Source organism: Niveispirillum fermenti (assembly GCF_048066175.1).
Classification (GTDB): domain Bacteria; phylum Pseudomonadota; class Alphaproteobacteria; order Azospirillales; family Azospirillaceae; genus Niveispirillum; species Niveispirillum fermenti.
Genome location: NZ_JBLTXA010000031.1, coordinates 1 through 24,506 on the forward strand (window position 1 = coordinate 1; position 24,506 = coordinate 24,506).

Annotated in this window: 22 protein-coding genes; 14 read left to right on the top strand and 8 right to left on the bottom strand. The window is 67.6% G+C overall.

Going from position 1 to position 24,506, the window contains the following annotated elements:
- Positions 1-159: 159 nt before the first annotated feature.
- Genes ACM9LZ_RS20825 through ACM9LZ_RS20850 form a run of 6 tightly spaced genes read right to left on the bottom strand, consistent with a single transcriptional unit; the run spans position 160 to position 7,926 of the window.
- Positions 160-1,152, bottom strand: a complete 993-nt coding sequence (locus tag ACM9LZ_RS20825; protein ID WP_416621448.1) for an ornithine cyclodeaminase family protein — start codon at positions 1,150-1,152, stop codon at positions 160-162.
- Positions 1,152-1,913 (bottom strand): SDR family NAD(P)-dependent oxidoreductase, encoded by a 762-nt coding sequence (locus ACM9LZ_RS20830; RefSeq protein ID WP_416621449.1) that lies wholly within the window; start codon positions 1,911-1,913, stop codon positions 1,152-1,154. Before ACM9LZ_RS20830 ends, ACM9LZ_RS20825 begins: the two co-directional genes overlap by 1 nt.
- 14 nt (positions 1,914-1,927) lie before the next feature.
- On the bottom strand, positions 1,928-3,970 hold the full coding sequence (argS, locus tag ACM9LZ_RS20835; protein ID WP_416621501.1) for an arginine--tRNA ligase domain-containing protein: 2,043 nt from the start codon (positions 3,968-3,970) through the stop codon (positions 1,928-1,930).
- Positions 3,963-4,994 carry a 4-hydroxy-2-oxovalerate aldolase gene (gene dmpG, locus ACM9LZ_RS20840; protein ID WP_416621450.1) on the bottom strand — a complete coding sequence of 344 codons (1,032 nt, stop codon included), beginning with the start codon at positions 4,992-4,994 and terminating at the stop codon, positions 3,963-3,965. The genes argS and dmpG overlap by 8 nt, the downstream gene beginning before the upstream one ends.
- Before the next feature lie 5 nt (positions 4,995-4,999).
- Positions 5,000-5,890: an acetaldehyde dehydrogenase (acetylating) gene (locus ACM9LZ_RS20845; protein WP_416621451.1), complete on the bottom strand. Its 891-nt coding sequence runs from the start codon at positions 5,888-5,890 to the stop codon at positions 5,000-5,002.
- A gap of 2 nt (positions 5,891-5,892) precedes the next feature.
- Positions 5,893-7,926, bottom strand: coding sequence for a carbamoyltransferase family protein (locus ACM9LZ_RS20850; protein WP_416621452.1), 2,034 nt, complete (start codon positions 7,924-7,926; stop codon positions 5,893-5,895).
- A 179-nt stretch (positions 7,927-8,105) separates the two neighbouring features.
- Here ACM9LZ_RS20850 and ACM9LZ_RS20855 point away from each other — a divergent pair, with 179 nt between their 5' ends.
- The 8 genes from ACM9LZ_RS20855 to ACM9LZ_RS20890 all read left to right on the top strand — a co-directional run bounded on the left by ACM9LZ_RS20855 (position 8,106) and on the right by ACM9LZ_RS20890 (position 16,253).
- Entirely contained in the window at positions 8,106-8,867 is a 762-nt protein-coding gene (locus ACM9LZ_RS20855; RefSeq protein ID WP_416621453.1) for a phytanoyl-CoA dioxygenase family protein, read from the top strand.
- Positions 8,868-8,878: 11 nt separating this feature from the next.
- Positions 8,879-9,931 carry a hypothetical protein gene (locus ACM9LZ_RS20860; RefSeq protein WP_416621454.1) on the top strand — a complete coding sequence of 351 codons (1,053 nt, stop codon included), beginning with the start codon at positions 8,879-8,881 and terminating at the stop codon, positions 9,929-9,931.
- A 4-nt stretch (positions 9,932-9,935) separates the two neighbouring features.
- A complete protein-coding gene (locus tag ACM9LZ_RS20865; RefSeq protein WP_416621455.1) occupies positions 9,936-11,198 on the top strand; it encodes a glycosyltransferase family 4 protein in 1,263 nt (420 codons plus the stop codon).
- Positions 11,195-12,097: a cupin-like domain-containing protein gene (locus tag ACM9LZ_RS20870; protein ID WP_416621456.1), complete on the top strand. Its 903-nt coding sequence runs from the start codon at positions 11,195-11,197 to the stop codon at positions 12,095-12,097. The genes ACM9LZ_RS20865 and ACM9LZ_RS20870 overlap by 4 nt, the downstream gene beginning before the upstream one ends.
- Positions 12,094-13,320: an 8-amino-7-oxononanoate synthase family protein gene (locus ACM9LZ_RS20875; protein WP_416621457.1), complete on the top strand. Its 1,227-nt coding sequence runs from the start codon at positions 12,094-12,096 to the stop codon at positions 13,318-13,320. The genes ACM9LZ_RS20870 and ACM9LZ_RS20875 overlap by 4 nt, the downstream gene beginning before the upstream one ends.
- A complete protein-coding gene (locus ACM9LZ_RS20880) occupies positions 13,317-14,207 on the top strand; it encodes an HpcH/HpaI aldolase/citrate lyase family protein (protein ID WP_416621458.1) in 891 nt (296 codons plus the stop codon). Before ACM9LZ_RS20875 ends, ACM9LZ_RS20880 begins: the two co-directional genes overlap by 4 nt.
- Entirely contained in the window at positions 14,204-14,689 is a 486-nt protein-coding gene (locus ACM9LZ_RS20885; protein WP_416621459.1) for a MaoC family dehydratase, read from the top strand. Before ACM9LZ_RS20880 ends, ACM9LZ_RS20885 begins: the two co-directional genes overlap by 4 nt.
- A 238-nt stretch (positions 14,690-14,927) precedes the next feature.
- Complete coding sequence (locus tag ACM9LZ_RS20890; RefSeq protein ID WP_416621460.1) at positions 14,928-16,253, top strand: aromatic ring-hydroxylating oxygenase subunit alpha; 1,326 nt, start codon at positions 14,928-14,930, stop codon at positions 16,251-16,253.
- 139 nt (positions 16,254-16,392) lie between these two features.
- Here ACM9LZ_RS20890 and ACM9LZ_RS20895 read toward each other — a convergent pair whose 3' ends face one another.
- Positions 16,393-17,070: a TetR/AcrR family transcriptional regulator gene (locus tag ACM9LZ_RS20895; protein WP_416621461.1), complete on the bottom strand. Its 678-nt coding sequence runs from the start codon at positions 17,068-17,070 to the stop codon at positions 16,393-16,395.
- Between the two features lie 276 nt (positions 17,071-17,346).
- Between ACM9LZ_RS20895 and ACM9LZ_RS20900 the strand changes: the two genes are divergently transcribed.
- The 3 genes from ACM9LZ_RS20900 (at position 17,347) to ACM9LZ_RS20910 (ending at position 19,591) form a co-directional block, all read left to right on the top strand.
- Positions 17,347-18,168, top strand: coding sequence for an enoyl-CoA hydratase/isomerase family protein (locus ACM9LZ_RS20900; protein ID WP_416621462.1), 822 nt, complete (start codon positions 17,347-17,349; stop codon positions 18,166-18,168).
- Between the two features lie 209 nt (positions 18,169-18,377).
- Positions 18,378-18,791 (top strand): YybH family protein, encoded by a 414-nt coding sequence (locus tag ACM9LZ_RS20905; protein WP_416621463.1) that lies wholly within the window; start codon positions 18,378-18,380, stop codon positions 18,789-18,791.
- Positions 18,792-18,802: 11 nt separating this feature from the next.
- On the top strand, positions 18,803-19,591 hold the full coding sequence (locus ACM9LZ_RS20910) for an SDR family oxidoreductase (RefSeq protein WP_416621464.1): 789 nt from the start codon (positions 18,803-18,805) through the stop codon (positions 19,589-19,591).
- A gap of 169 nt (positions 19,592-19,760) precedes the next feature.
- On the opposite strand, the gene ACM9LZ_RS20915 is transcribed toward ACM9LZ_RS20910, so the two are convergent.
- On the bottom strand, positions 19,761-20,570 hold the full coding sequence (locus tag ACM9LZ_RS20915) for a TetR/AcrR family transcriptional regulator (protein WP_416621465.1): 810 nt from the start codon (positions 20,568-20,570) through the stop codon (positions 19,761-19,763).
- A gap of 291 nt (positions 20,571-20,861) precedes the next feature.
- On the opposite strand from ACM9LZ_RS20915, the gene ACM9LZ_RS20920 reads away from it, so the two are divergent.
- Genes ACM9LZ_RS20920 through ACM9LZ_RS20930 form a run of 3 tightly spaced genes read left to right on the top strand, consistent with a single transcriptional unit; the run spans position 20,862 to position 24,502 of the window.
- Positions 20,862-21,830, top strand: a complete 969-nt coding sequence (locus tag ACM9LZ_RS20920; protein ID WP_416621466.1) for a thiamine pyrophosphate-dependent dehydrogenase E1 component subunit alpha — start codon at positions 20,862-20,864, stop codon at positions 21,828-21,830.
- A 15-nt stretch (positions 21,831-21,845) separates the two neighbouring features.
- Entirely contained in the window at positions 21,846-22,859 is a 1,014-nt protein-coding gene (locus tag ACM9LZ_RS20925) for an alpha-ketoacid dehydrogenase subunit beta (RefSeq protein WP_416621467.1), read from the top strand.
- A 20-nt stretch (positions 22,860-22,879) separates the two neighbouring features.
- Positions 22,880-24,502 carry a 2-oxo acid dehydrogenase subunit E2 gene (locus ACM9LZ_RS20930; RefSeq protein WP_416621468.1) on the top strand — a complete coding sequence of 541 codons (1,623 nt, stop codon included), beginning with the start codon at positions 22,880-22,882 and terminating at the stop codon, positions 24,500-24,502.
- Positions 24,503-24,506: the final 4 nt, after the last annotated feature.

Consider the following 24,506-nt stretch of genomic DNA (forward strand, 5'->3'; position numbering starts at 1 on the left):
CAAGGGGAAAACGCGGTTCGGGTGATTTTCTGTATTCGCCTGCGATCTGCAAATTATTGAACATGTTGATGCCAATTTATTGTGCAAGTTCAGGCCATTCGCTGCTCACCGCGTTGATTTTATGTTCGCTTCGGAGCATCAAAGACTTGGCTTCGATAGCTACAACGGGCCGCCCCCCTCCCCGCCCATCGCCTCAAAGACCGCGTCGGCCACGGCGAGGTCTTCTGCGGCGTGGCCGACGGATCGGAAGATGGTTGCCGGTCGGTCGGCGGGGGGTGGGTGGGGGGCGGTGGCCAGGGTGGGCAGGTCCAGCAGGTCGGCCGCGTGCAGGAAGCCGCGCGCCAGGGCGGCCCGTATCTCCCCGGCTTCGGCCAGGGCGCCGTCCACCGTCTCCACCACCACACGCGCGCCGCGCAACAGGTCCGGTGCGATCTCGCAGGCATGCTCGGTCGCGCCGCCGATGACGGCATAGAAAGTGCCCGGCCGTGCCATGCCGGGCGTGACCAGGGGGGTAGGGTCTTCCGTCGATGTCGCGGTGCAAAGAATGTCGGCCCCGGCCACCGCCGCCCCGACATCGTCATGGACCCGTACATCCACCCGCCGGCCCCAGCGCGACGCGACCCAGTCCGCCAGCCGGTCGAGCCCCGACCGCCCGCGGGAGGCCAGATGCACGGTCCGGATGGGGCGCACCGTCAGCATGGCATCGATCAGCGCCCGCGCCTGGACCCCGGCGCCGATCACGGCCAGATCGGCGGCCCCCGGGGCGGAGAGGCGCTGTGCCGCATAACCGGCCGTCGCCCCCGTGCGCAATGCCGTAAGGCCGCCGCCTTCCAGCATCGCCCGTGGCTGGCCGGTTTCAAGGTCGAGCAGCAGCACCAGCCCCTGGATCAATGCCAGCCCGCGGGCCGGGTTGGCAGGCGTCAGCGTGGTGACCTTGACGGTCGCCCGGGCCCGGTCCGGCCAGGCGACCGGGCTGACCAGCAATTGCCGCAGGGGCGGCGCGGCGCCGGTCTGGATCAAGGTGCGGTCCGGCGCCTGCAGGCCGCCGCCGGTCAATGATGCGAAGGCCGGGCCGATGGCGTCGATGGCAAGCGCCATCAGCCGGGGATCCGCCAGCCGCTCGCGCGTGATGAAAGGGATGGCGGGCGGCATCAGATGACGCTGTCCCCGCCATCGACCACGATCTCCCCGCCCGTCATCCAGGCGGACTGGTCGCAGGCCAGGAACACGGCGGCCCCGGCCATGTCCGCCGGTGTCCCGGCCCGGCCCAGGGGAAGGTCGCGCCCCCTTTCCTGCCACAGAACGGGATTGTCGCGCCATTGGTCGGCATTGCCCTTGGTCGCCGTCAGGCCCGGCGACAGGGTGTTGACGCGCACGCCCCAGGGCGCCAGCTCGTAAGCCGCGCCACGGGTGAGCATCACCAGCCCCGCCTTGCTGCATTGATAGGCGCTCAGCCGGCTGATCGCCTTGGTGGCGCTGACGGAGGCCACATTGATGACGCTGCCCGGCCGGCCATCGGCCACGCAGGTCCGGGCGAAACGCTGCGTCGTGAAGAAGGGGAAGCGGAGATTGACCGTCATGGTGCGGTCATATTCCGCCTCGCTCATCTCCAGAAAGGGTGTGCGGGCCGCCGTGGCGGCATTGTTGACCAGCACGTCGATCCGGCCCAGGCAGGCCTGCGCCGCGGTGAACAGGCTTTCCACGGCGTCGGGCGTTTCCGCCTCCATGACCAGGAAGCCCGTCTGGCGGCCCATGCCGGCAATGCCGGCGCAGACGGCGGCGGCGGCGGCGGGATCGGCCCGGGAGGTGATGAAGACATCCCCGCCTTCGACCGCGAACGCCTCGGCAATGGCGCGACCGATGCCGTTGGCACCGCCCGTCACGAGGCAGCGTTTGCCATCAAGTCGCGCCAAGTTCCCCCCTGTCGTCAGATCGCCTCCGGGCACTCCACATGGCAGAGCCTGAGGCCGGCGGTCAGCGAATGCTGAACCGCCTTGGTGATCAGCAGGCGCGCCGGATCGGCCTGGCCGTCCCGGATCACCGGCACGCGCGCATAATAGGAATTGTAGATCGCCGCGATGCCCAGCAGGTGGCGCACCAGGATCGCGGGATTGGACTTCTCCGCCGTGATCCTGATCTTCTCCACGATCTCCTGGATCGTCAGGAGCATGTGGGCTTCCTGCGCGTCGATCTCGAACGTGTCGATATCCTTGGCCGCCGGCGGCTCCTTGCCGTGGCGCCGCAGGATGCTGCGCGCGCGGCAGGCCGAATAGACGACATAGGCGCCGCCCGACTTCTCGAAGCCGGCGATGGTGGCCTCCAGGTTGGCCGCATCGATCTCGACCGACCCCTTCATGTCCTGCTGCAGGTCGTTGAAGACGACCGAGCCGATGGACAGTTCCTGCGCCGCCTTCTCGATCTCCTCCGGACCCTGGTCGACCCGGTCGCTGAGGCGATCGCGGAAATGGCGCTTCGCTTCCACCAGCATGTGATTGACATTGGCGACGGTGTCGCGGCTGGACAGCTTCCTGCCGGATTTCGCATCGACATAGAAGCCGAACCAGAGATGCTGGAAGCGCGGATCGCCCGGCGATGCCAGCCCCAGCCGCAGGGCCGCCCGGAACAGCCGGTCGAAATGGACCTGCTGTTCCTGTCCGACGACATAGATGATGTCGGTCGGATTGAATATCTGCCGCCGCAGGCTGATGGCCCCCAGGTCGCGGGTGGCATAGATGCTGTTGCCGTCCGCGCGGCGGACGACATACCGCTCGTTATTGTCCAGCGGCACCACGACGGCGCCGATATCCTTGCGCACCAGCTTCGAGAGCGTATCGCGCTCCACCTCGGTGATCTTGCCTTCCGCCTGCTGCGCGTCCAGGGCGGCCAGCGCCTCCCCGGCGATCGCTTCGGTCAGCACCAGCGCATCGCCGGTTTCCAGCCCGCGATCGACGACCGCGTCCCCCGCCTCCGCATAGAAGCTCTCGCCGATGGTCAGGTCGAACTCGACATCCAGCGCCTGATAGAACCTGTCGAAGTCGGCAAGGCTCCATCCCACCATCTGCGCCCAGAGCCCGACCTCCTCGGGCTCGCCCCTCTCCAGCGCCGCGAAGCGGGCGTCGGCGACACGGACGAAGTCGCGGAACCGGCCCTCCAGCGCATCGGTGCTGTCCACACCGAAATAACGGGTGATGATCTCCCGGTCCTCGGCCGGCACCTCGTCCAGCGGCACCCGCTTTTCGATGATCCGCTCCGCCGTGCGGCGGATGCGATAGATTTCCAGCAGGCGGTCATTCTCCCCCATTGCCGGGGGGAACAGGTCCTTGAACCGGCGATAGCCTTCCAGCGTGAAGCCGAACCCGCCGAAATCGTTGATATGGTTGACGCGATAGACCAGCGCCCCGCACGCCTCGAACAGGTTGGACAGGACATGGCCGATGATGGTCGACCGGATATGGCCGGCATGCAGCACCTTGGCCACGTTGGGGGATGAATAATCCACCACGTATGTCGTCGGGCGCAGCGCGTCGTTCAGGCCGAAATCCTCGCCGCGCTCCACCACATCCTGCGCGCTTTGCAGCAGCCAGCGGTCGCTCAGCGTCAGGTTGACATACATCCCCTTGGCCTCGATGCGCGCGATGGCATCGGCGAAGGCGGGCTGCGACAATTCCTCCACGATCCAGGGCAGGTGCTTGGCGATGAAGCCCTTCGGCCCTCCGTCGCGCAGCAGTTCGGGCACCTTCACGACCAGATCGCCGCCATAGCGCTCGCGCTCGATCAGCTCGATCTGCGGGTTCAGCCGGCCCTTGCCCCACCGGGCGGACAGGGCATCGGCGATCCGGCGCTTCAGCATCGGGATCGGATAGGCGTCAAAGGCCGGAAAGGACGACGCCGCATGCGCGGCGCGGCGGTCGCGGCAATAGGCTTCGACTTCCAGACGGCGGAGCCTGTTCCTCTCGGCAAGTTCATTCATCAGCGTCACGCCGCATTTTCCCGTTCATAAGAGCATCGGCAACGTCATAGATGACATCCTCCTGCCCCGCAATGACCTGCCGCCGGCCCAGTTCGAAGAAAATGTCCCGTGCATCGAGCCCGCGCTCGCCCGCGATTGCCGCCACCCGGGACTTGAAGCCGGAGAAGACGCCGGCCAGTCCGCTGACGATGCTCAACTGGTCGATACGCGGCAGATTGGCGCCGATCAGGTCCCGTTCCGCCAGTTCGGCGGCGTCCAGAAGGGCATAGAGATCGATGCCGAGACGGTAGCCCAGCCGTTCCAGCACGGGCACCAGCACTTCAAGCTGTGCGTTGCCGGCCCCGGCCCCGAACCCGCGGGCACAGGCGTCCAGGATGGTGGCGCCCGCCTCGGCCGCCGCGACGGCGTTGGCGACGGCCATGCCCAGATTGTTATGCGCATGGAACAGGATGGGCACGCCGACTTCGCTGCGGATCGCCGCGATACGCTCCGACACGTCCTTGGGAAGGTAATGGCCGGCGCTGTCGAACAGCCCGACCGCATGGGCCCCGAACTCCACCATGCGCCGGCATTCCCGGGCCAGCCGCTCCGGCGAGGCCATGTGGCTCATCAGCAGGACCCCCTGGGCCTCCAGCCCCATCCGGTTCACATGGCCCAGATAGCGTTCGGTCACGTTGGCCTCGGTGCAATGGGCGCCGATCCGGACGATGTCGGCCCCCTCCCCGGCGGCGGTATCGATATCGCGGGTCACGCCCCAGCCGGGCAGCATGAAGACGGCCATGCGGCTGTTGCGCAGGGCCGCGCGCACCGTGCGCAGCATCTCCCGGTCGGTCAGCGCCGCCCGCCCCGCCTGCAGGGAGGAGGCGCCAAGGCCGTTGCCGTGCCCCACCTCCACCACCGGAATGGCCGCGCGGTCCGCCGCCGCGGCATAGGCGGCCAGATGCCGTTCCCCCAGCTGGTGCCGCACGGCGTGCTGGCCGTCGCGCAGGGTCGGATCATAGATGCGGATCGACGGTGGTTGCATGCCGTTCATGCCCTGTGCCCCGCGGGAATGGAAAGATCGGCCAGGCTTTCCGCCACCGCCACCGCGGCGTCGTTGATGATGTCCAGGTTGCCGGCGAAGAAGGGCAGCCGGTCCCCCCGCCCGGTGACGCCGATGGCGATGAAGATTGTCCCGTCCGCACGGATGTCGCAGGTGGTGACGGCATAGCCGGGGCAGAAGCGGCGCACGCCGGCGGCGGCCTGTTCGATCGCCTGCCGGACCTCCGTGGCGTCCGCCCCTTCCAGCAGGGCGGTGATGGCGACCCGGAAGACCGGGGCCGGGCTGGCCGGGCTGAGATTGACCAGCGCCTTCACCTGTGCCGCCCCGGAAAAGGCCTGCACCGCGCCGCCCGTCACATCGATGAACTCGTCCAGGTTCATCCGCGTGCCCTGGCCGACGCTGCGGCTGGCCGCCGTGGTCACCACCTCGATATAGGGGATGCGCGCGGCGACCCGGCCCAGCGCATGGACGATGGGCACGGCCGCCTGGCCACCGCAACTGATCAGGTTGATGTTGCGCGACCGGGTGACGGCCCCGCCATTGACCGTCGGCGCAATCATCACGCCCGACGGGCTGGGCGTCAGATTGACCAGTATCTTCCCCAGCGGGTCCAGCAGGCGCCAATGGTTCAGGTTGGCCCGCGCGTCGGTGGCATCGAAGACGAGATCGAAGCCCTCCGGGTCGGCCAGCAGGGCGGCCACACCCTGATCGGACACACGGTAGCCGTTCCGGGCCGCCCATCGCAGGCCGGTGGAATTCATGTCCCGCCCCACGACATGGACGCAGCGCAGCTTCTGCGACCGGCCGATCTTGATCAGAAGATCCGTGCCGATGAACCCGGCACCGATGAGGGCGACACGCAGCGGCACAGGTTCCATGATCATCCGGTCACTCGGGGCGTTGGGGCCGCAGGGTCCATGGGGGCCATGGGGCCGTCGGGGCGGAGCACCAGCAGGCGATGCCCGTCGATCAGGTCGCGCAGGGCGGCCAGGGCCTCCGCACGCCGGGGACCTTCGATGCCATGTGCCGCCAGCAGCGCCCCCACCCTGTGCCCCGCCGTCGCGTCGGCCAGGCACAGGAACAGCGGTCTTGGAACGGCCACGGGCCGGTTCCCCTGGGCCTGCGCGGCGACCGTGCAGATGATCCCGTCCCCCCGCCCCTCGGCATGAAGGGAGCAGCCGGGGGCCAGGATGACGGCGTGATCCTCGATCCGGCCGGCCGGGCAGACATAGCGCGTCAGCAGCCGGTCCTCCATGACCAGGCAATCCATGCCGGTGGACAAAAGCATCTCGATGGCCTGGGAAGGGGTTTCCACCATGGGCTGACCCCGGACATTCATGCTGGTATTGACCAGGATGGGCACGCCCGTCAGGCCGGCGAATGCCGTCAGCAGCGCATGCAGGCGTGGGGTGCGGATGCGGTCCACCGTCTGCACGCGGGCCGATCCGTCGGCATGCGTCACCGCCCCCAGCCGCGGCCGCCATTCGTCCCTCACCCTGACGACGCGCAGCATATAGGGGCTTTCCGGGTCCGGCCCCATGTCGAAGAAGGTTTCCGCCGCCTCGGCCAGGACCAGGGGGGCATAGGGGCGGAACTCCTCCCGGTACTTGATCGCCGCGTTCAGGTGGCGCCATGTCTCCCGCTCGAACGGGGCGGCCAGGATGGACCGGTGGCCGAGCGCGCGGGGACCGAACTCCGCCCCGCCTTCGAACCAGCCCACGACCTGCCCGTCCCGCAGGCGCTGTGCCACTGCCGCGATGGACATCGGTTCCACCGTCATCGCGGCTTGATGGTCGGCGATGGCCGACGCCACCTCGTCAGGGCGATAGCCGCGGCCCAGGAAATCATGGGTGACCGGCTGCCCCTTGCACTGCCCCGTGGCGAAATAAAGGGCCGCCGCGGCGGCACCGATGCAGATGCCGGCATCGTGACTGGCCGGCATGGCATAAAAGCGCTCCACCCCCGGCAGTTCCACGATCCGCTGGTTCGCGACGCTGTTCAGCGCCACGCCGCCGGCATAGGCGATGCGGGCGGCGCCGGTCAGCCCGATGGCGTGGCGCGCCCGCTCCACCAGCGCGGCTTCCAGGTCGCGCTGGACCCGCGCGGCCAGATGACGGTGTGCCATCGGGTCCAGGCGGCGAACGGCGTCGGTCTGCGCGGCCTTCCAGCCGCTGGAAAAATGCAGCAACCCGTCCGCCGCGGTTTCCAGCAGGCTGGGGCCGAACGCCTGCGCCTGGCCATAGGGTGCCAGGCCCATGAGCTTTCCCCCCTCCATCCAGTCGCCGAACACATGGTGGGAGACGGCGGCATAGGTCTCGCCCAGGGAGGAGGAGCCGCACATCGGATGGAAGGACCGCGCCACGTGCCGCCGGCAGAGCCGGTAGCCCTCATCGGTGAAATGATAGATGGATTCCGCATGATAGCCGGGGCGCGGCACCGGCACCGGGCGGGCGATATAGGCGGCAAGGCCCGGCCCGTCCAGGATCAGGTCGTCATCGCCGATGACGCTGCCGCCGGACCCGTCGATCACCATGACGGTCGCATCGCCGAACGGCGCGCAGAAATAGGCGGCGAACGCATGGGCCAGATGGTGGGTGACGAAGACCGACCGGTCTCCCAGCGGGTCGAACAGGTCGAACCCGCCATCGGCCAGGGGAAAGCCCAGCCCGACCTGTCCGGGCAGCAGGTTCTGGGAATTGAACGCGAACAGGTCGACATCGTCCGGCGTCAGCCCCTCCGCCTCCAGGCAGTAATCGACGGCCGCCCGGCTGGACAGGAACGGCCGGCCATCATGCTTCACGCGGGTCAGCCGTTCCAGTTGCACGGCCCGCACGAGCCTGCCGTCGACCAGCAGGCAGGCGGACGCATCATGGGAACAGGAAATGCCGACGATGATCCTGGGGTTCCGCGTCATCGCACCCCCACGAACGTGCAGGCCGCGAACGGTCCGTTCCTGATGGGAGAGACCCCTGCCGCCACACGACTCAACGATTGCATTATATAAAGCCTCTTTCGCATTTATATCGATGCATCATGGACTCTTACCTACCAATAAGAGTATAAGCCAGCATTCTTTCAGAGGAAAGCGCATCAATGGGCTTTATTCCGGATATGACCTTTTTCCGGGAAAACGGCTATTGCGTCGTCCCCGGTCTTCTTGACCCCGCGCAATGCGAGGCGTTGAGGCTGCTGCTGACCCAGGCCCAGGCAAAGGCCGACCGTGGCGAGGGGGAGGAGCGCTGGCGGCAGGATGGCACCGCATGGGAACCGGCCGACGGGGACGGTGCGGCGCGGATCGTGCGCCGGGTCCCTGCCCCGTTCGAGCATTCGGCGGTTTTCAGGTCCATCTTCGGCGGCGACCGCGTCCTGGACCTGGTCGAACGGTTCATCGGCCCCCGGATCTATCTCCATTCATCCAAGATGCTCTACAAGCCGCCGTTCCAGGGCCGGCGCAAACCCTTCCACCAGGACCTTGCCTATTGGCCGGACATGACGGGTGCGCAGGTGACCATCTGGTGTCCCATCGACCCGGCAACGGCCGGCAATGGCTGCATGGAGGTCGTGCCGGGGTCGCACAGCCGGGGCATGCTGGAACATCACGAGCTTGAGGACTGGCAGATCGAAGACGGCCGCATCGATCCGCAGAGCGTCAGGGTGATCGAGATGGCGGCCGGGGACGCGCTGTTCCTGGATGTGCTGACCATCCATGCCAGCAGGCCGAACCGGTCGGACCGGGGCCGTCTCGCCGCCATCGTGAACTATATCGCCGCCCCGCGCGCGGCCGGCCAGCATTCCCGCTATGGCACGACCACGCCGTTGCGGCCGGCCGGGCTTCCGGCCGCGGCGGTCGGGTGAACGGGCACGCCATGCACATGCAAGCCATCACGCAGATACCGGAAGTCCCCGCCGCGGCACGGACCGATGACGAGATCGAACGCCATGTCCAGGATCTTGCGACCCTGCTGCCGGCCGCCGCGCTCGACCGGCTGACCCTCGATCTCTGCGGAGAGGATCCGGGATACCGCGGCCAGGGGGCCCTGGCCGCGGCCCTGGCCTTTCAGCGCCGGACCCTGGCCGATCTCCGGTCGGGGCGACTGGACCGGGGGGTGCTTCGCCGGGCCGTCGCCGGACTGCAACCGCCGGGCGGGGCCCCCGCCCCGCTGTTCGACCGGGCCTTCTTCCTGTTCGGCATCCGCCGTTCCGGCAACCACGCGCTGGTCGAATGGCTGTCGCGGCATTTCGCGGCCGGCGAGGTCCTGTTCCTCAACAGCGCGGAACCGGCACTGTTCGAAGGCGGGCCGGGCCGGCTGCGGGTCGATGGCCACAAATACGGGCAGGTCGTGCCGTCCGCCCTGCAACGCTGCCTGATCGTGTCCTATGAGAATTGCGATCCGGCGGTGTTTCCGTTTGCCTGGAACGCCCGCGTCGCCCACCGCGCCGACGCGCTTCTGCTGCTGCGGGACTATCCCAACAACGCCGCTTCCATCGCGCGGAGCGCGCGGGACCGGCCGGCCTTCGCCTATCGCTTCAGGGTCCGGGATTTCCCCGATCTCTGGTGCCGGTATGCCCGGCTGGTCCTGGATGGCTGCACCCCCTTGCGCCCGGTATTGTTCAACCGGTGGGTGGGGGATGCGGGGGAACGGGCGGCCTTGTCGGCCGCGCTGGGGCTTGCACGGTCGCCCGAGGTGCCGGCCGCCATCAGCCCCATCGGCGGCGGGAGTTCGTTCGACGGATTGTCGCGGGATGGCCGGGCCGCGACGATGGATGTGCTGAGGCGCTGGCCGGTCATGCTGGACGATCCGCTTTTCCGGTTCCTGATGCTTGCCGACGAGACGGTGCCGGCCCTGAACGATGCGCTGTTCGGGCCCGGCTTTCCGGATCGGGACGCGCTGCTGTCGGCATGGCGGCACGGGGCATGAGGCGATGAGGATCCTGCATGTGATCCGGGAGGTTACCGATGGCGGCGCCAGTCTGGGCATGCTGCGCCAGTGCATCGACGGCCCGCCCGGCTTCACCCAGACCGTCGCGTCGCTGCGGCGGCCGGAACCGGCGGCACTGGCCCGTTTCGCCCGCAGCGGGGTGGAGGTGATCCGGGACCCGGCCGCCATCATGGACGCGGTGCGAAGCTGCGACGGCGTGCAGATCGAATGGTGGAACAATCCGGAGGTCAACGCCTTCCTGACATCGACCGACCTGCCGCCCTGCCGGCTGCTGCTGCACAGCCGGGGGCATTTCGATGCGCCCTACATGTGCCCGTCGGCGCTGCTTCTGTCCCGGGTCGATCTTTGTTCCGTGACGACGCCCGGTGCGGCCGGCAATCCGGCATTCGTCCGGGCCCGGCAGGCCGCCGGCCTTCCCCCGCCGCCCTGCGTCTATTCCGCCGCGCCGACGGTTTCCCCCCCCGACCGGCCGGGGCCGGCAGAGGCGCCAGCCGGCCGGCCGGGGGGAGAAATCGTCTTTGCCTATCTGGGCACGGTGGAGCCGATAAAGATGCATCGCGCCGCCCTGCCGATGGCGGCGGCGATCCTGCGGCAGGTTCCCACGGCACGCTTCAGGTTCGCCGGAGACGGAACGCTGGACGCCTATCGCCGGGAGGCCGAGGCGCTGGGCATCGCCGACCGGGTCGACTTCACGGGCTTCATCGAGCAGGCGGACGCCTTCCTGCAGGCGGCGGACATATTCTTCTATCCGCTCAACCCGTTCACCTATGCCACCAGTGAAAAGGCGTTGCAGGAGGCGATGGCCGCCGGCCTGCCCTGCATCGTGTTTCCCCATGGCGGCATCCGCGATCTGGTGACGCCGGACTGCGCGGCCGTCGTGGATGATTGTGCCGCGTTCGTGGCCGCCGCCGTCGCGCTGGCCCGCGATCCCGGCCGCCGCGCCGCCATGGGCCGGGCCGCAGGGCGCCGGCTTGCAACGGCGGAGCATATCTTGCACTGGCGCGACCATCTGGCCCGGACCTGGGTGCGGCTTGTCGACCGGCCCCGGCGGCCCCGCGCCGCCCTTGCCATCCCGCGCGGACAATTGTTCGCCCGCTGCACCGACACCGCTGCGCATGACCTGGGAAGCCTGGATGCCGAAGCGCAGGCGGATTTCCGGCAGGTGGCCGCCTTCGTCACCGATGCCTACGGGCTGGATGTGCCGTCGCTGCCCGGTGGTGCCCTTCCTGCCGAGGATCACCGATGATGCCCGACGCCGCCCGTCTCATCCTGGGCCAGCCCGTTCCGGTCCTGACCCGCGCCGCCTTCCTGGAACAGGGACCGGCCGCCATCATGCGGCGGGACACGCCCTGCGTGATCGACTGGTACGGCGCCGACGAGGCGCAGGCGGCATTCGACCGGATACGGTCCGGCCTGGGCGGGGAACAGGTCACGCTGTTCTGCAAGCCGGCGGATATCGCCACACGGCAGCGCTCAAGGGTCACCAGCATCCCGTTGGGGGAATTTCTCGACAATCCCGGCTATCGGGCCAGGGACGGGAAGACCCTTTACCGCGTCGTGACCAACATCGCGAAGAATCCCGGCCTGGTGGACGATGTGCTGGGCATGCCCGCGGCACCGCTGTTCCCCTACCGGCGGCCAGGCAACCGGGTGAATGTCTGGATCAATTTCAAGGGGCAGTTCGGCCGCCTCCATTTCGACGAGATGGAGAATTTCAATCTCCAGCTTGCCGGGGCGAAGCGCTTCATCTGCCTGCCGCCGGGCTGGCGCCGCTACAGCACCCGCCCCGTTCTGAAAGGGTTCGGCCACCATTCGGCATTTCCCGACGTGACCCGGCTGGACCTGACGGCCTATCCCGCCATGGCGGCGGAACTGCCCAAGGCCCGCGAATGCGTTCTGCGGCCCGGCCAGATGCTGTACCTGCCAACCGCCTGGTGGCATCAGGTCGACCCCCTGGGGGAAGATGCGAACGTCAACATGAACTTCTGGCTCTACACGCCGAAGGTGCTGCGCCATCCCTATGTGCTGTTCGACGCGCTCTACAAGGATGCGTTCCGGCGCTTCATGAAGCTCTACGACTACCGGCCGGCTGCCCGCAGCCGGCCGGCCCCCCAGCCCCAACCGGGAGCCAGCGACGCCCCATGACCAAAGTCACGCCGGAAAACCGTTACCGGAACAATGCAAAGGCGATCGAAATCGGCAATGCCTTCTGGAACCTGTCCGAAAAGCACGGGCTGGCCGGGATCGTGGCCGATCTCGATGGCGGGGAACTGCGCAGGGCCGACGGGCACCGTTTCGTCAATTTCAGTTGCTGTTCCTATCTGGATCTGGACCAGCATCCGCGGGTGATCGACGGCGCCATCGCGGCGTTGCGCCGCTTCGGCGTGCTGGACCATTGCATTCCCCGCGCCCGGGTCCAGTTACCGGCGCTGCTCGAACTCGAAGCCTCGCTTGGCGAGCTGTTCGAGGTCCAGGTGGTCAGCGCCATTTCCGCCAGTGTCGCCTCGGCCGGGCTGCTGCCGCTGCTGGGGTCGGGCCATCTCAGCGGCGGCCGGCGGCCCCTGATGATCTTCGACAAGAATTGTCACGTATCGATGAGCCAGGCCAAGCCGGCCTGCGCCGACGAGACGGAGGTGCTCACCTGCCGCCATCACGATCTCGACTTCATCGAGGATATGTGCCGCCGCCACCCGACGGTCTGCTATGTCTGCGATGGCAGCGACAGCCTGGGCGGCTATGCCCCCGTCGCCGACCTGTCCCGCCTGCAGGAAAGGTACGGGCTGTATGTCTATTACGATGACAGCCATTCGCTGAGCATTTCCGGCCGGCGCGGCGCCGGCCACGTGCGCAGCACCATGGCCGGGCTGGATGAGCGGACGATCATCGTCGCCACCCTGAACAAGGCCTTTGGCGCCAGCGGTGCCGCCATCATGTTCGGCGGGCAAAGCCATGAGACGCTGCGCATCGTCGAGCGGTTCGCCGGCGCGCTCAGCTATTCCCAGCCCATGAACACCGCCGCCGTGGGCGCCAGCATGGCTTCGGCCGAGATCCACCGGACGGGGGAACTCTCCACCCTTCAGGCCCGGCTGCGGCAGAAGATCGCCCTGTTCGACAGCCTGGTGCCCACACCGCAGGCCGGGGCCGGCTTTCCCATCCGGCTGGTGTCCGTCCCGGACACGCAGGTCGTGGAACTGGGGCGGGCGCTGTTCGCGGCCGGCTATTACGTCTCCCCCGTCTTTTTCCCGATCGTCGCGCGCGGCACCGCCGGCCTGCGGGTCATGATGCGTGTCGGCCAGGGTGACGAGACGATCCGGGGCCTGTGCGGCATGATCGCCGGCTTCGCCACCCGCGCCGGGGACGCGGCATGAGGCGGGATGCAGCGCCCCGCCGGGCCATACCGCGCAGCGTGCTTTACAGTTCGGCCCGCAACCCGGCGCATCTGGCACAGGCGCGGACGCATGATGCCGACCTGTACCTGATCGATCTGGAAGATTCGGTCCCGCGGGACGGCCGGGACGCGGCGCGGGCGGCCTGCCGGCAGGCCCTGGCCGGCGGCGGCGATCCGGGCCGGATGGCGGTCCGCGTCAATGGCTGCCGGACGGCCGATCATCACCGGGACATGGTGATGCTGATGGGGGCGCCGGTGCGCCCGGCCTTCATCTTCATGACCATGGTCGAGGATGCCGCCGAGCCGGCCTGCCTGCGGGCGGCGCTGGCGGATGCCGGGTGGCACCCGGCCCTGTATGCGACCATCGAGACGGTCCAGGCCGTGCAGCGCATCGCCGAACTGGCGCATGCCCTGGACGGGATGATCCTGGGATCGGCCGATCTGGCCGCAACCATCGGCGTGGATATCGGTGCGGCCGCGCTGCGCGCCGCGCGCCAGGCGATGGCCCTGGCCGCGGCGGGTGCCGGCATCGGCTGCCTGGATACCGGGAATTTCCGCCTGGATGATCCCGGCGCCCTGGCCGCCGAGATCGAGGAGGCGGTTTCGCTGGGTTTCCACGGCAAGGGAACGGTCCATCCCGGCGAACTGGCCGGCATCAACGCGGCCTTCCGCCCGCGGGCGGCGGAACTGCATCAGGCCCGGCGCATCATGGAAGCCACGGCGGCGGCCGGGGGCGGTGTCTGCATGCTGGACGGGCGCATGATCGGCCCGCCTTTCGTCAGGCGCGCACGCGACCTGCTTGGGTCGGCACAGGCGTGGCAGGCGGCCTTCGGGGCCGGCAACAGGGACGGGAGCGGCAGGTCATGACCCTCGTGCGTATCGCGGAGAACGAGTATCAGGAATGCCATGGCGGCGATTTCGAGGATTTCGAGGTCGGCATGACCATCAACCACTGGCCGGGCCGGACCATCACGGAAACGGACAATACCTGGCTGACCCTGCTGCTGATGAACCAGCACCCGCTGCATTTCGACAAGGCCTATGCCGAGGGCAGGGAATATGGAAGGATACTGGTGAACAGCTCCATCACCCTGGCGCTGGTCGGCGGCATGACGGTCCAGGCGCTTTCGGCCCGCGCGGTGGCCAATCTGGGCTGGGACAAGGTTCGCCTGCGCGATCCCGTCTATGTCGGTGACACGCTCTATGCGCGCAGCCGCATCATCGAAAAGCGCCCCTCCCGGTCGCGGCCGCAGCAAGGCATCATCGGCGTGGAGACCACGGGCCTGAAATCCACAGGCGAAACCGTGATCACCTTCGAGCGCTCATTCCTGGCACGCTGCCGGCCATAGCACCAGGTTGCGGTGAGTGGAACTCATCGCAAGTGGGTCCGGCGGCGACCGCCACAGCACCGCTCGTGCGGGGTCGCCAAGCCAACGGATGCTGGCGCCGGCACGCAGCAGGGCGATATCCCGCGCGCGGCTTCTGCCGGCCGTTGACGGCGGGCGCTTCCGGCCATAGTATGATCAATGACTCATCAATCATAAATATGGCGCCGGCATGCCGGCCGACCTGCGGAGGATGAAGCCCGTGTCCGTGATCAACAGCCAGCCGCCCCGCCCCGCCGCCGATCCCTCTCCCCCGCCGCCGCCGCTGCGCGGGGACCCGATCACGGGGAACCGCTATACCAGCCGGGAATTCATGGCGCTGGAATGGGACCGGATGTGGACCCGTGTCTGGCATATCGGCGGCTGGGCGGCGGACCTGCCGCAGCCGGGCGATTACATCACCCATGGCATCGGCCGTGAAAGCATCCTGATGGTAAGGCAGGAGGACGGGTCGGTCGCCGCCTTCTACAATGTCTGTCCGCACCGGGGAAACCGGCTGGTGCATGGCGATCTGGGCCATGCCAGGGTCTTCACCTGTTCGTATCATTCCTGGCAGTTCGACCGGGCCGGCACCACCTGCCGCGTTCAGGATCCCGATGATTTCCCGCAGGGAAACCCGTGCGGCAAGGTCCGCCTCTCCCCGGTCCGGTGCGAGGTGTGGGGCGGGTTCGTCTGGTTCAACATGGACCCCGATGCCCCGCCGCTGCGGCAGTTCCTGGACCCCGTGGCCCCGCAATTCGAGAAATACGGCATGGATGGCCAGGTGCGGGTGCTTTACCTGACGGCGGAGGTGAACTGCAACTGGAAGATCATTCACGACAATTTCAACGAGAGCTATCACCTGCCGACCCTGCATCCCGAACTCTCGACCTTCATCGAGGATGCCTATCAGGACACGATGTTCGATCTTTACGCCTCCGGCCACAACCGGATGCGCATGAAGGGCGGCCTGCCATCGCTGCGGGCGCAGAGCGTGACGGATGTGGCGCAGCCGCTGGACGACATCCTGCGCGCCTGGGACCTGGACCCGGCCGCCTTCCAGGGCCATGCCCGCGATGCGCGCCGCGCCCTGCAGGAACAGAAGCGCCGGCTGGGCCGCGAACGCGGCTTTGCCCATTACGATCTGCTGGATGACGACCAGTTGACCGACTACCACCATTACACCCTGTTTCCCAACATCTCCCTGACCATGAGCGCCGACGGGTTCCAGTTGCTGCGCCCGCAGCCCCACCCGACCGATCCGGAGAAATGCATCTTCGACCATTGGTACATGGTGCCCGTGGTGCCGGGACAGACGGAGGCCGCGACCCCGGTCGGCCCCCGCCCCCTGGCCGAGGCCGAGCATGAGATTTTCACGCATGGCGACCAGACCCTGGGCTTCGTCGCCGACCAGGACCTGTCCATCGCCGTGGGGCAGCAACTGGGCCTGCGCTCCCGCGGGTTCAAGGATGCCTATCTGACGGGCCAGGAAGCGCGCGTCCGCCGCTTTCACGAGATGATCAACGATTATATCGAGGGGCGGCGCTGAAGACGGTCGCCGCCGGACCAACTTGCGATGAGTTCTACTCATCGCAAGTTGGTATGACCTTCACTATCTCCATCACCCCGGCGAAAGCCGGGGTGACCGGATGAGGCCGTTGACATGCCGGAAAACAAGGAAAACCGCCCTAATCCTTGACCGTCGCCTTCGCCCGGCGGCGGGGGGCGGGCTTTTTTGCCGGTTGCGGCTCGGGCTGGGGTTCCGGCGGCCGTGGTGCCAGCGGACCCGCCTGCAGGCCGCTGGCGACGAAGCGCAGATAGGTATCCAGGATTTCCGGCGACAGCGGCCTTATCTTGCCATCCGCCGCGCAGAACCGCATCAGCAGATAGGATCGGGCGCCCATCAGCATGCTGGCCACCTGTTCCAGTTCCGCCTCGCTGTACAGCGGCGGGTCCTGGTCCTTCAGGCTGCGGCGCAGGGACCGGACATAGCGTTCGACCAGCATGTCGACATGGGCGCGAAAGGCGGCCGGCGCGAACAGTTCCGCTTCCATCATCAGGCGGTACATATAGGGATGCGCCACCAGATAGGCGAAGTTCGCCTCCAGCCCCCGGCGCTCCACCTCGTAAAGGGAGGTGGCGTTGCGCACCGCCTCGCTGATCCGGTCCAGCATGCGTGCGCCCAGGGTCGGCAGCAGCAGATCGAACAATTCCTGTTGCGACTTGAAATGCAGATAGAAGGTGCCATGCGCCACCTTGGCCTTGGCCGTCACCCGCGCGATGGAACAGCCGGAATAACCATAGCGCCCCACGATCTTCGCCGCCGCCTCGATCAGGGCCATCCGCGTGGCCTCGTTCTTTTCCACCTTTTCGGCGGACGGCTTCCGTTTCCGGCCCTGTGCGCTTGCCCCCACCGTCGACACTCCCTGAACGTGAACCGGCACCGGACAGGCGCCGGTTCCCATGCTGTTTCCCGCCGGATCATAGCAACGGATGGGGCAACGGTTCAACGTCGGGCAGGGCGGGCGGCGGGCCGGGTGGCGGCATCATCGCTTCCGGGCGGGCCGGCGTTTCCTGTATTGACTAATGATTCATTGATCATAATCATACCGCCGGACGGGAACGTGAAGGAGGGACGGGAGATGACCGGCGGGGACGTGGTCGGCGTGGAAATGCGGGGACCGGTGGCCCATGTCACCGTCAACCGGCCCGACGCGCTCAACGCGCTGGACATGGCGCTGGCCACCGCCCTGGACGGGGTGCTGGCCGGGCTGGAGGCGGATGACGCCGTGCGCGCCATCGTCCTGACCGGGGCCGGCCGCGCCTTCATGGCCGGCGGCGATGTACGGGAATTCGCCACCACGCTGGACCAGACGCCGGCGGACCGCCGCCGTTATTTCAGCCGGCTGATCGGCCATGCCCATGGCGCGGTGCAGCGCATCTGGCGCATGCCAAAGCCGGTCATCGCCGCCATCAACGGCCCTGTTGCCGGGTTCGGCATCGGACTGGCCGCGGCCTGCGACGTTTCCGTCGCGGCCGAGGGGGCGGGCTTCTCCCTGGCCTATTGCCACCTGGGGGCCACGCCGGATGGCGGGGCGACCATGATCCTGCCGCATCTGTGCGGCCTGAAACGAGCCAGCGAACTGGTGATGCTGGGCGACCGGTTCGGCGCGGCCGAGGCGCACCGGCTGGGCATCGTCAATCAGGTGGTGGCCGCCGATGCCCTGGCCACAACGGCGGCAGCGCTGGCACAGCGCCTGGCCGCCGGCCCCGCAGGCGCCCATGCGGCGGCAAAGTCCCTGTTGCGCGCGCCCCTGACCGCGGCCTTCACGGCACAGCTTCTGGCCGAAAAGGAGCGGTTCACCGCCCGCGCCGACAGCGCGGAATTCGCCGAGGGGCTGCGGGCCTTCCTGGACAAGAGGCGGCCGGATTTCACCGGTTGCCGGAACGGCCCGCAGGCTTGACAAGCGGGGACCGCTGCAACACAATGACTGGCGGATCATTAATCATAACCGATCACTGGAAGGCCTGGTCACCGCAAGGCGTGATCACCCGTCAACATGATCATCGGGCGGGCGTCATCCGGGGATGACGGGCCCTGATGATGCCACGAGATTTGCCCGGCCCCCTGGCGGTGCCGGCCACATGATCAATCGGAAATCGGGAGGAAAAGATGCCGTTCACGGGACCGGTGGAAGACCGGCTCGCCATCCGCGAGCTGAACGAGACCTATGCGGATGCCGTCAACCAGCATAATGCCGAGGATTGGGCCTCCACCTGGGCGCAGGATGCTTTCTGGTGCCTGCCCCACGTGCCGGGCATGGAGAAGCTGTCGGGCAAGCAGACCATTGTCGACGCCTGGGTGGCGGCGATGAAACATTATCCCGACATCGTGTTCCTGGTGCTGCCCGGCTTCATCCAGGTCGATGGCGACCAGGCCACGGCGCGCATGTACACGGCGGAATCCTATACCGACAGCGATGGTGTCGCGCGGCGCACCCACGGCCAGTATGACGACATCCTGGTGAAGAAGGACGGTCGCTGGGCCTTCAAATCCCGCACCTTCTCCGTGCGCTACTGGGTTTGACGGGGGGCACCATGGGACGTCTTGAAGGCAAGGGCGCCATCGTTGTCGGGGCGGCCAACCGGGACAATATGGGTCAGGTCATCGCCCGCCGCTTCGCCGCGGAAGGGGCCACGGTGGTGGTCGCCGGCCGCAGGCGGGACGAGCTGGAACGGCTGGCCGGCGAGATCGGCGGGCACGCAGCGCTTTGCGACATCACCGACCGGGAACAGGTCTTCGCGCTGGCCGATTTCGCCAGGGAAAGGCTGGGCCATGTCGATATCGCGCTGAACGCCACGGGCTGGGGTCTGCTGAAACCATTCCTGGAAACCACGGAGGACGAATTCGATCAGATGAGCGCGCTTCAGTTCAAGGGGCCGTTCATGTTCTATCAGGCCGTGATCGGCGCCATGGACCGGGGCGGGTCGATCATCCAGATCAGTTCGGCCACCGCCACCATCATGCTGAACGATCATGCCGCCTATATGGGGGCCAAGGCCGGGACCGATCACATCATCCGCGTCGTGGCCCATGAATTCGGCAGCCGCGGCATCCGCGCCAATTCCATTTCCCCCGGCCTGACCGCCACGCCGATGACGGCCGACCACATGGCCATTCCCGGCCTGACAGAGGCGTTCCTGCCCGAATATCCGCTGGGCCGGATCGGCACATCGGACGATATCGCCGCCGCCGCGGTCTGGCTGGGATCGGATGAATGCTTCATGACGGGCCAGAACCTGCAGGTCAATGGCGGGCTGACCCTTCGCCGCAACCCCACGCGGGAAGAGGTGGCGGCATCGGTGGCACGGGCGACGGCGGGTTGAGGCCAGATCCCGGTGAGTGCAACTCACCGGGATCTTGTACGGCGGCGACCGCCGCAGCACCGCCCGCGTGCGGCATGGCCGAGCCGTTGGCGTGCTGGCGCCCGCGCCTGGGGGTCTGCCAGAACCGCCGGCGGACCCCGTCATCTGTGCCAAGGCGCCGGGCGGCCCCCTACCCCGCCGCCTTGCCCCGGCGGCGCGGGGCCAGGGGCACCACTTTTGCCTGTCCGTCCGGCACCGCCTTGGTGGCGTGTGCTTCCGGCCCGGCGCTGGCGGCTTCCGCCCCGGGGGTCATCGACGGCGCCGTCACCAGCTTCACCCCCAACCCTTCCGCAACGAAGCGCAGATAGGTTTCGGTCAGCTCGGGGGTCAGCGGTTTCAGGCTGTTGCCCTGCACGCAGAACCGGGTCAGCAGGTAATAGCGCGCACCCAGCAGCATGGAGATGACGGCATCCAGCTGTTCCTCGCTGAAGGCCGGCCGGCTTTGCGCCGCCATCGACCGGCGCAGCGACTTCTTGTAGGGCTTGGCCAGTTCCTCGAAATATTGCCGGTAGGCGACGGGGGCGTAAAGTTCCGCCTCCGACGTGACGCGGTGCAGATAGGGATGCTGCACCAGATAGTCGAAATTGGCGACCAGCCCGCGATGTTCCAGCTCGATCAGGCTTTTGCTGTCGCGCACCGCCTTGCCGATCACCTCCAGCATCTCCGCGCCCAGGGCGGGCAGCAACTGGTCGAACAGATCCTGCTGCGATTTGAAATGCAGGTAGAAGGTGCCGTGCGCCACCTTGGCCCTTGCCGCGACGCGGGCGATGGAACAGCCGGCATAGCCATATTTGCCGATGACCCGCGCCGCCGCGTTCAACAGGCGGGTGCGCGTCTCCTCGTTCTTCTGCTGCTGGGCTTCCGACCGGCGGCGGCGGGTGGCCGGCTGCCCGCTATTCGCCTTGTCGTCGGCAACGGCTTTCTGCTTCCTGGGCGGCACGGGATCACCCTGCTTGGCTGCGGTGGTTGGCGGGACTGCCGGAATGTGATTGGTGACTCGTAAGTCATTTTGGCACACTCCGCCTGTGCCCGCAATCGGTGGATTGCGCGGCGGCAAAATCCTGAAATCCTGCAGGAAGGGCCGTTGACGGGCCAGGGCCGCGACGTTACATTGACTAATGAATCAAAAATCATTGTCGGGGGAACGGGGTCGTTCAAGGCGGGCAGGAAAGGGGTACTGCCCCTTGAAGTCGCCGGCGTCCGGACCATCCGGCATCATAGGGGGATTTCCATGCAGATAAGCCGCGAGCAGATGCTGCGCGCCTACCGCCAGATGGTGACGATACGGGCGTTCGAGGAACGGATCCATGTCGATATCCAGCGCGGCGGCATTGCCGGTTTCACCCATCTTTATGCGGGCCAGGAGGCCGTGGCCGTCGGGGTGTGCGAACATCTGACGGAACGGGACAAGATCATCAGCACCCATCGCGGCCACGGTCATTGCATCGCCAAGGGCTGTGACGTCATCGGCATGATGAAGGAAATCTATGGAAGGCGGGACGGGCTGTGCAAGGGCAAGGGCGGGTCGATGCACATCGCCGACCTGGACAAGGGCATGCTGGGTGCCAATGGCATCGTTGGCGGCGGCCCGCCCATCGCCGTGGGGGCGGCCATCACGGCCAAGGTGCTGAAGACGGGCGGTGTCGCCGTATCGTTCAGCGGCGACGGCGCCAGCAACCAGGGCACCGTGTTCGAGGCCATGAACATGGCCGTGGTGCTGAAGGTGCCGAAGATCTTCGTGCTGGAGAATAACGGCTACAGCGAACATACCGGTTTCAGCTATGCGGTCGGCAGCAAGGATATGGTGCGCCGCACCGAAGGCTTCGGCATGCCTGTGTTCCAGGCCGATGGCTATGATTTCTTTTCCGTCCATGAGGCGATGCGCCAGGCAACGGAACTGTCGCGCAATGGCGGCGGCCCCTGCGCCGTCTATGCCGAATGCACCCGCTTCTTCGGGCATTTCGAGGGCGATCCCCAGCTTTACCGCGCCAAGGACGAGGTGGCGCGGCTGCGGGCGGAGAATGACAGCCTGAAAATCTTCCGCCAGCGGGTGACGGAAACAGGATTGCTGCCCGGCAGCGATCTGGATCAGGTGGAAGGCGAGGTGCATGACCTGATCGACCGCGCCGTGCGCGAGGCGGTCGCCGCCCCCGCCCCCACCCAAGCCGACGTCCTGACCGACGTCTATATCAGCTATTGAGCGGGAGCCTGACCCATGCCCAGGATTTCCATGCGCCAGGCGATCAACGACGCCCTGCATCTTGAAATGGAACGCGACCCGCGCGTCATCGTGCTGGGGGAGGATGTGTCCGGCGGTGCCGGCGGCACGTCGGGGGAACGTGAAGCCGCCGGCGGCGTCTTCGGCCTGACCAAGGGGCTGCTGCCCCGGTTCGGCGAGGACCGGGTGATCGACACGCCGATCAGCGAAAGCTGCATCGTGGGTGCCGCCAATGGCGCGGCGCTCACCGGCCTGCGCCCCGTGGCGGAGATCATGTTCGCCGATTTCGTGGGCGTCTGCCTGGATCAGTTGCTGAACCAGGCGGCCAAGTTCCGCTACATGTTCGGCGGCAAGGCGCGCACGCCGCTGGTCATCCGCATGACCTGCGGCGGCGGCATGAACGCGGCGGCCCAGCATTCGCAGACGATCTATCCCCTGCTGACCGCCATTCCCGGCCTGAAAGTGGTGGTGCCGTCTAACGCCTATGACGCCAAGGGCCTGCTGCTGACCGCCATCCGCGACGATGATCCCGTCATCTTCTTCGAGCATAAATCGCTGTACATGGATGAATGCGAGGTGCCGGACGGGGATTACACCATCCCGTTCGGCGAGGCGGCCATGGTGCGCGAGGGGGAGCATGTGACCGTGGTCGCCCTGGCCCGCATGGTGCCGCTGGCGGCCGGCGTGGTGGACAGGCTGGCGGCGGAGGGGATTACCTGCGACCTGATCGACCCGCGCACCACCAGCCCGCTGGATGAGGAAACCATCCTGGAAAGCGTGCGGGCCACGGGCCGGCTGGTGGTGGTGGATGAAAGCCCGCCACGCTGCTCCGTCGCGGCCGACATCGCGGCCATGGTCGCGGAAAAGGCCTTCCACCATCTGAAGGCCCCGATCATCCAGGTGACGGCCCCGCACACGCCCGTGCCCTTCGCGCGCGAGCTGGAGGCAGCCTATCTTCCGTCGCCGGAGAAGATCGAGGCGGCCATCCGCAAAGTGCTTTCCGGCCGCTGACACGAAGGGGTTGCGACGCGATGAATGCCATCACCCCGATCATCATGCCCAAATGGGGCCTGGAAATGTCGGAAGGCACGATCTCCAACTGGCACGTGGCGGAGGGGCAGACCCTCACGCGCGGCATGGAAATCGTCGATATCGAAACTGCCAAGATCGTCAACACGCTGGAATCCGACCTGGAAGGCACGGTGCGCCGGCTGGTGGCCCCCGTGGGGCAGACCCTGCCCGTGGGTGCCTTGATCGCCATCGTCGCCGATGCGGGCGTGCCGGACGCGGAGATCGACCGCTTCATCCGGGGGGATGCCCCGGCGGCGGAACCGGCGGAAGCGCCCGCCCCCAACCCGGCCCCGGCGCCCGCAATGACCGATGCCGGCACCGGTCCGGCGCCGGCATCGGTCAGTGATCCCGATCTGGAACACCGGAACGAGACGGCGTCGGCAACCCCCATGGCCCGGCGCATCGCCAACCGGAACGGGGTGGATCTGTCGCTTGTCACCGGCACGGGCCGCAATGGCCGGATCAGTCAGGAGGATGTGGAGGCCTTCATCGCCGCCCGCCCCGCGGCGGCGGCCCCGATGGCGTCTCCCGCGGCGTCTCCCGCGGCGTCTCCTGTGGCCGGGGGCCCGGACATTGCCGCCGGCAACCGGGCCGTCCATGCCACCTCCCACGCCATCCGGCTGGCCAACCGGCTGGGCATCGACCTGACCCGGCTGGCCGGCACGGGCCGCAACGGTCGGGTGAATGTGCAGGATGTGGAGCGCGTTGCCGGGGAAAGCGGCCTGACCGTCACGCCTGGCCCCGCCGCCACCCCGCCCGCCGGTCCCGCTGCGCGCAAGCTGGCGGCCGATCTGGGCGTGTCCCTGTCCGGCGTCACGCCCACCGGGCCGAAGGGCCATGCCACGAAGGAGGATGTGCGCAACGCCGCCGCCCCGGCCCCCGTTCCTGATCCCACGGTCACCGGCGGCGATCTGGTGCCGCACAGCGCCATGCGCCGCACCATCGCCACGGCCCTGACGGCCGCCAAGCGCGACGTGCCGCATTTCTATCTGACTGCCGACATCCTGATGGATGATCTGCTGACCCTGCGGGCACAGTTGAACGCCATGGCGGGACAGAAGATATCGGTCAATGATTTCATCGTCCGCGCATCCGCCCTGGCCCTGTCGGACGTGCCCGATGTGAATGTGCAATATACCGACGCGGGCATGCGTCGGTTCACCCAGGCCAATATCGCCATCGCCGTGGCGATCGAGGGCGGGCTGGTCACGCCGGTCCTGCATGATGCCGGCGGCCGGCCGCTGCGCGCCATCGCGGCAGAGGCCGCATCCCTGGCCGCCCGTGCCCGCGACCGGCGGCTGACCGCGTCCGACCTTTCCGGCGGCACCTTCGCCATTTCCAATCTGGGCATGTTCGGCATCCGGGATTTCCAGGCCATCATCGCCCCGCCGCAGGCCGCCATCCTGGCCGTCGGCGCCACGCGGCGCGACGCGCAGGAGGGGCCGGATGGTGGGGTGCGGTTCCGGTCCGTCCTGTCGGTGACGCTGTCCTGCGACCACCGCGCCATTGACGGGGCGGTCGGTGCCCGCTTCCTGGCAGCATTGCGCCAGCATCTGGAACAGCCGCTGGGGCTGTTGAGCTGAAAGG

Coding starts and splice junctions, on each gene's coding strand:
- ACM9LZ_RS20825 (WP_416621448.1), bottom strand. CDS start 1,152: ATGCCGCCCGCCATCCCTTTCATCACGCGCGAGCGGCTGGCGGATCCC.
- argS (WP_416621501.1), bottom strand. CDS start 3,970: ATGAATGAACTTGCCGAGAGGAACAGGCTCCGCCGTCTGGAAGTCGAA.
- dmpG (WP_416621450.1), bottom strand. CDS start 4,994: ATGCAACCACCGTCGATCCGCATCTATGATCCGACCCTGCGCGACGGC.
- ACM9LZ_RS20845 (WP_416621451.1), bottom strand. CDS start 5,890: ATGGAACCTGTGCCGCTGCGTGTCGCCCTCATCGGTGCCGGGTTCATC.
- ACM9LZ_RS20850 (WP_416621452.1), bottom strand. CDS start 7,926: ATGACGCGGAACCCCAGGATCATCGTCGGCATTTCCTGTTCCCATGAT.
- ACM9LZ_RS20855 (WP_416621453.1), top strand. CDS start 8,106: ATGGGCTTTATTCCGGATATGACCTTTTTCCGGGAAAACGGCTATTGC.
- ACM9LZ_RS20860 (WP_416621454.1), top strand. CDS start 8,879: ATGCACATGCAAGCCATCACGCAGATACCGGAAGTCCCCGCCGCGGCA.
- ACM9LZ_RS20865 (WP_416621455.1), top strand. CDS start 9,936: ATGAGGATCCTGCATGTGATCCGGGAGGTTACCGATGGCGGCGCCAGT.
- ACM9LZ_RS20870 (WP_416621456.1), top strand. CDS start 11,195: ATGATGCCCGACGCCGCCCGTCTCATCCTGGGCCAGCCCGTTCCGGTC.
- ACM9LZ_RS20875 (WP_416621457.1), top strand. CDS start 12,094: ATGACCAAAGTCACGCCGGAAAACCGTTACCGGAACAATGCAAAGGCG.
- ACM9LZ_RS20880 (WP_416621458.1), top strand. CDS start 13,317: ATGAGGCGGGATGCAGCGCCCCGCCGGGCCATACCGCGCAGCGTGCTT.
- ACM9LZ_RS20885 (WP_416621459.1), top strand. CDS start 14,204: ATGACCCTCGTGCGTATCGCGGAGAACGAGTATCAGGAATGCCATGGC.
- ACM9LZ_RS20900 (WP_416621462.1), top strand. CDS start 17,347: ATGACCGGCGGGGACGTGGTCGGCGTGGAAATGCGGGGACCGGTGGCC.
- ACM9LZ_RS20905 (WP_416621463.1), top strand. CDS start 18,378: ATGCCGTTCACGGGACCGGTGGAAGACCGGCTCGCCATCCGCGAGCTG.
- ACM9LZ_RS20910 (WP_416621464.1), top strand. CDS start 18,803: ATGGGACGTCTTGAAGGCAAGGGCGCCATCGTTGTCGGGGCGGCCAAC.
- ACM9LZ_RS20920 (WP_416621466.1), top strand. CDS start 20,862: ATGCAGATAAGCCGCGAGCAGATGCTGCGCGCCTACCGCCAGATGGTG.
- ACM9LZ_RS20925 (WP_416621467.1), top strand. CDS start 21,846: ATGCCCAGGATTTCCATGCGCCAGGCGATCAACGACGCCCTGCATCTT.
- ACM9LZ_RS20930 (WP_416621468.1), top strand. CDS start 22,880: ATGAATGCCATCACCCCGATCATCATGCCCAAATGGGGCCTGGAAATG.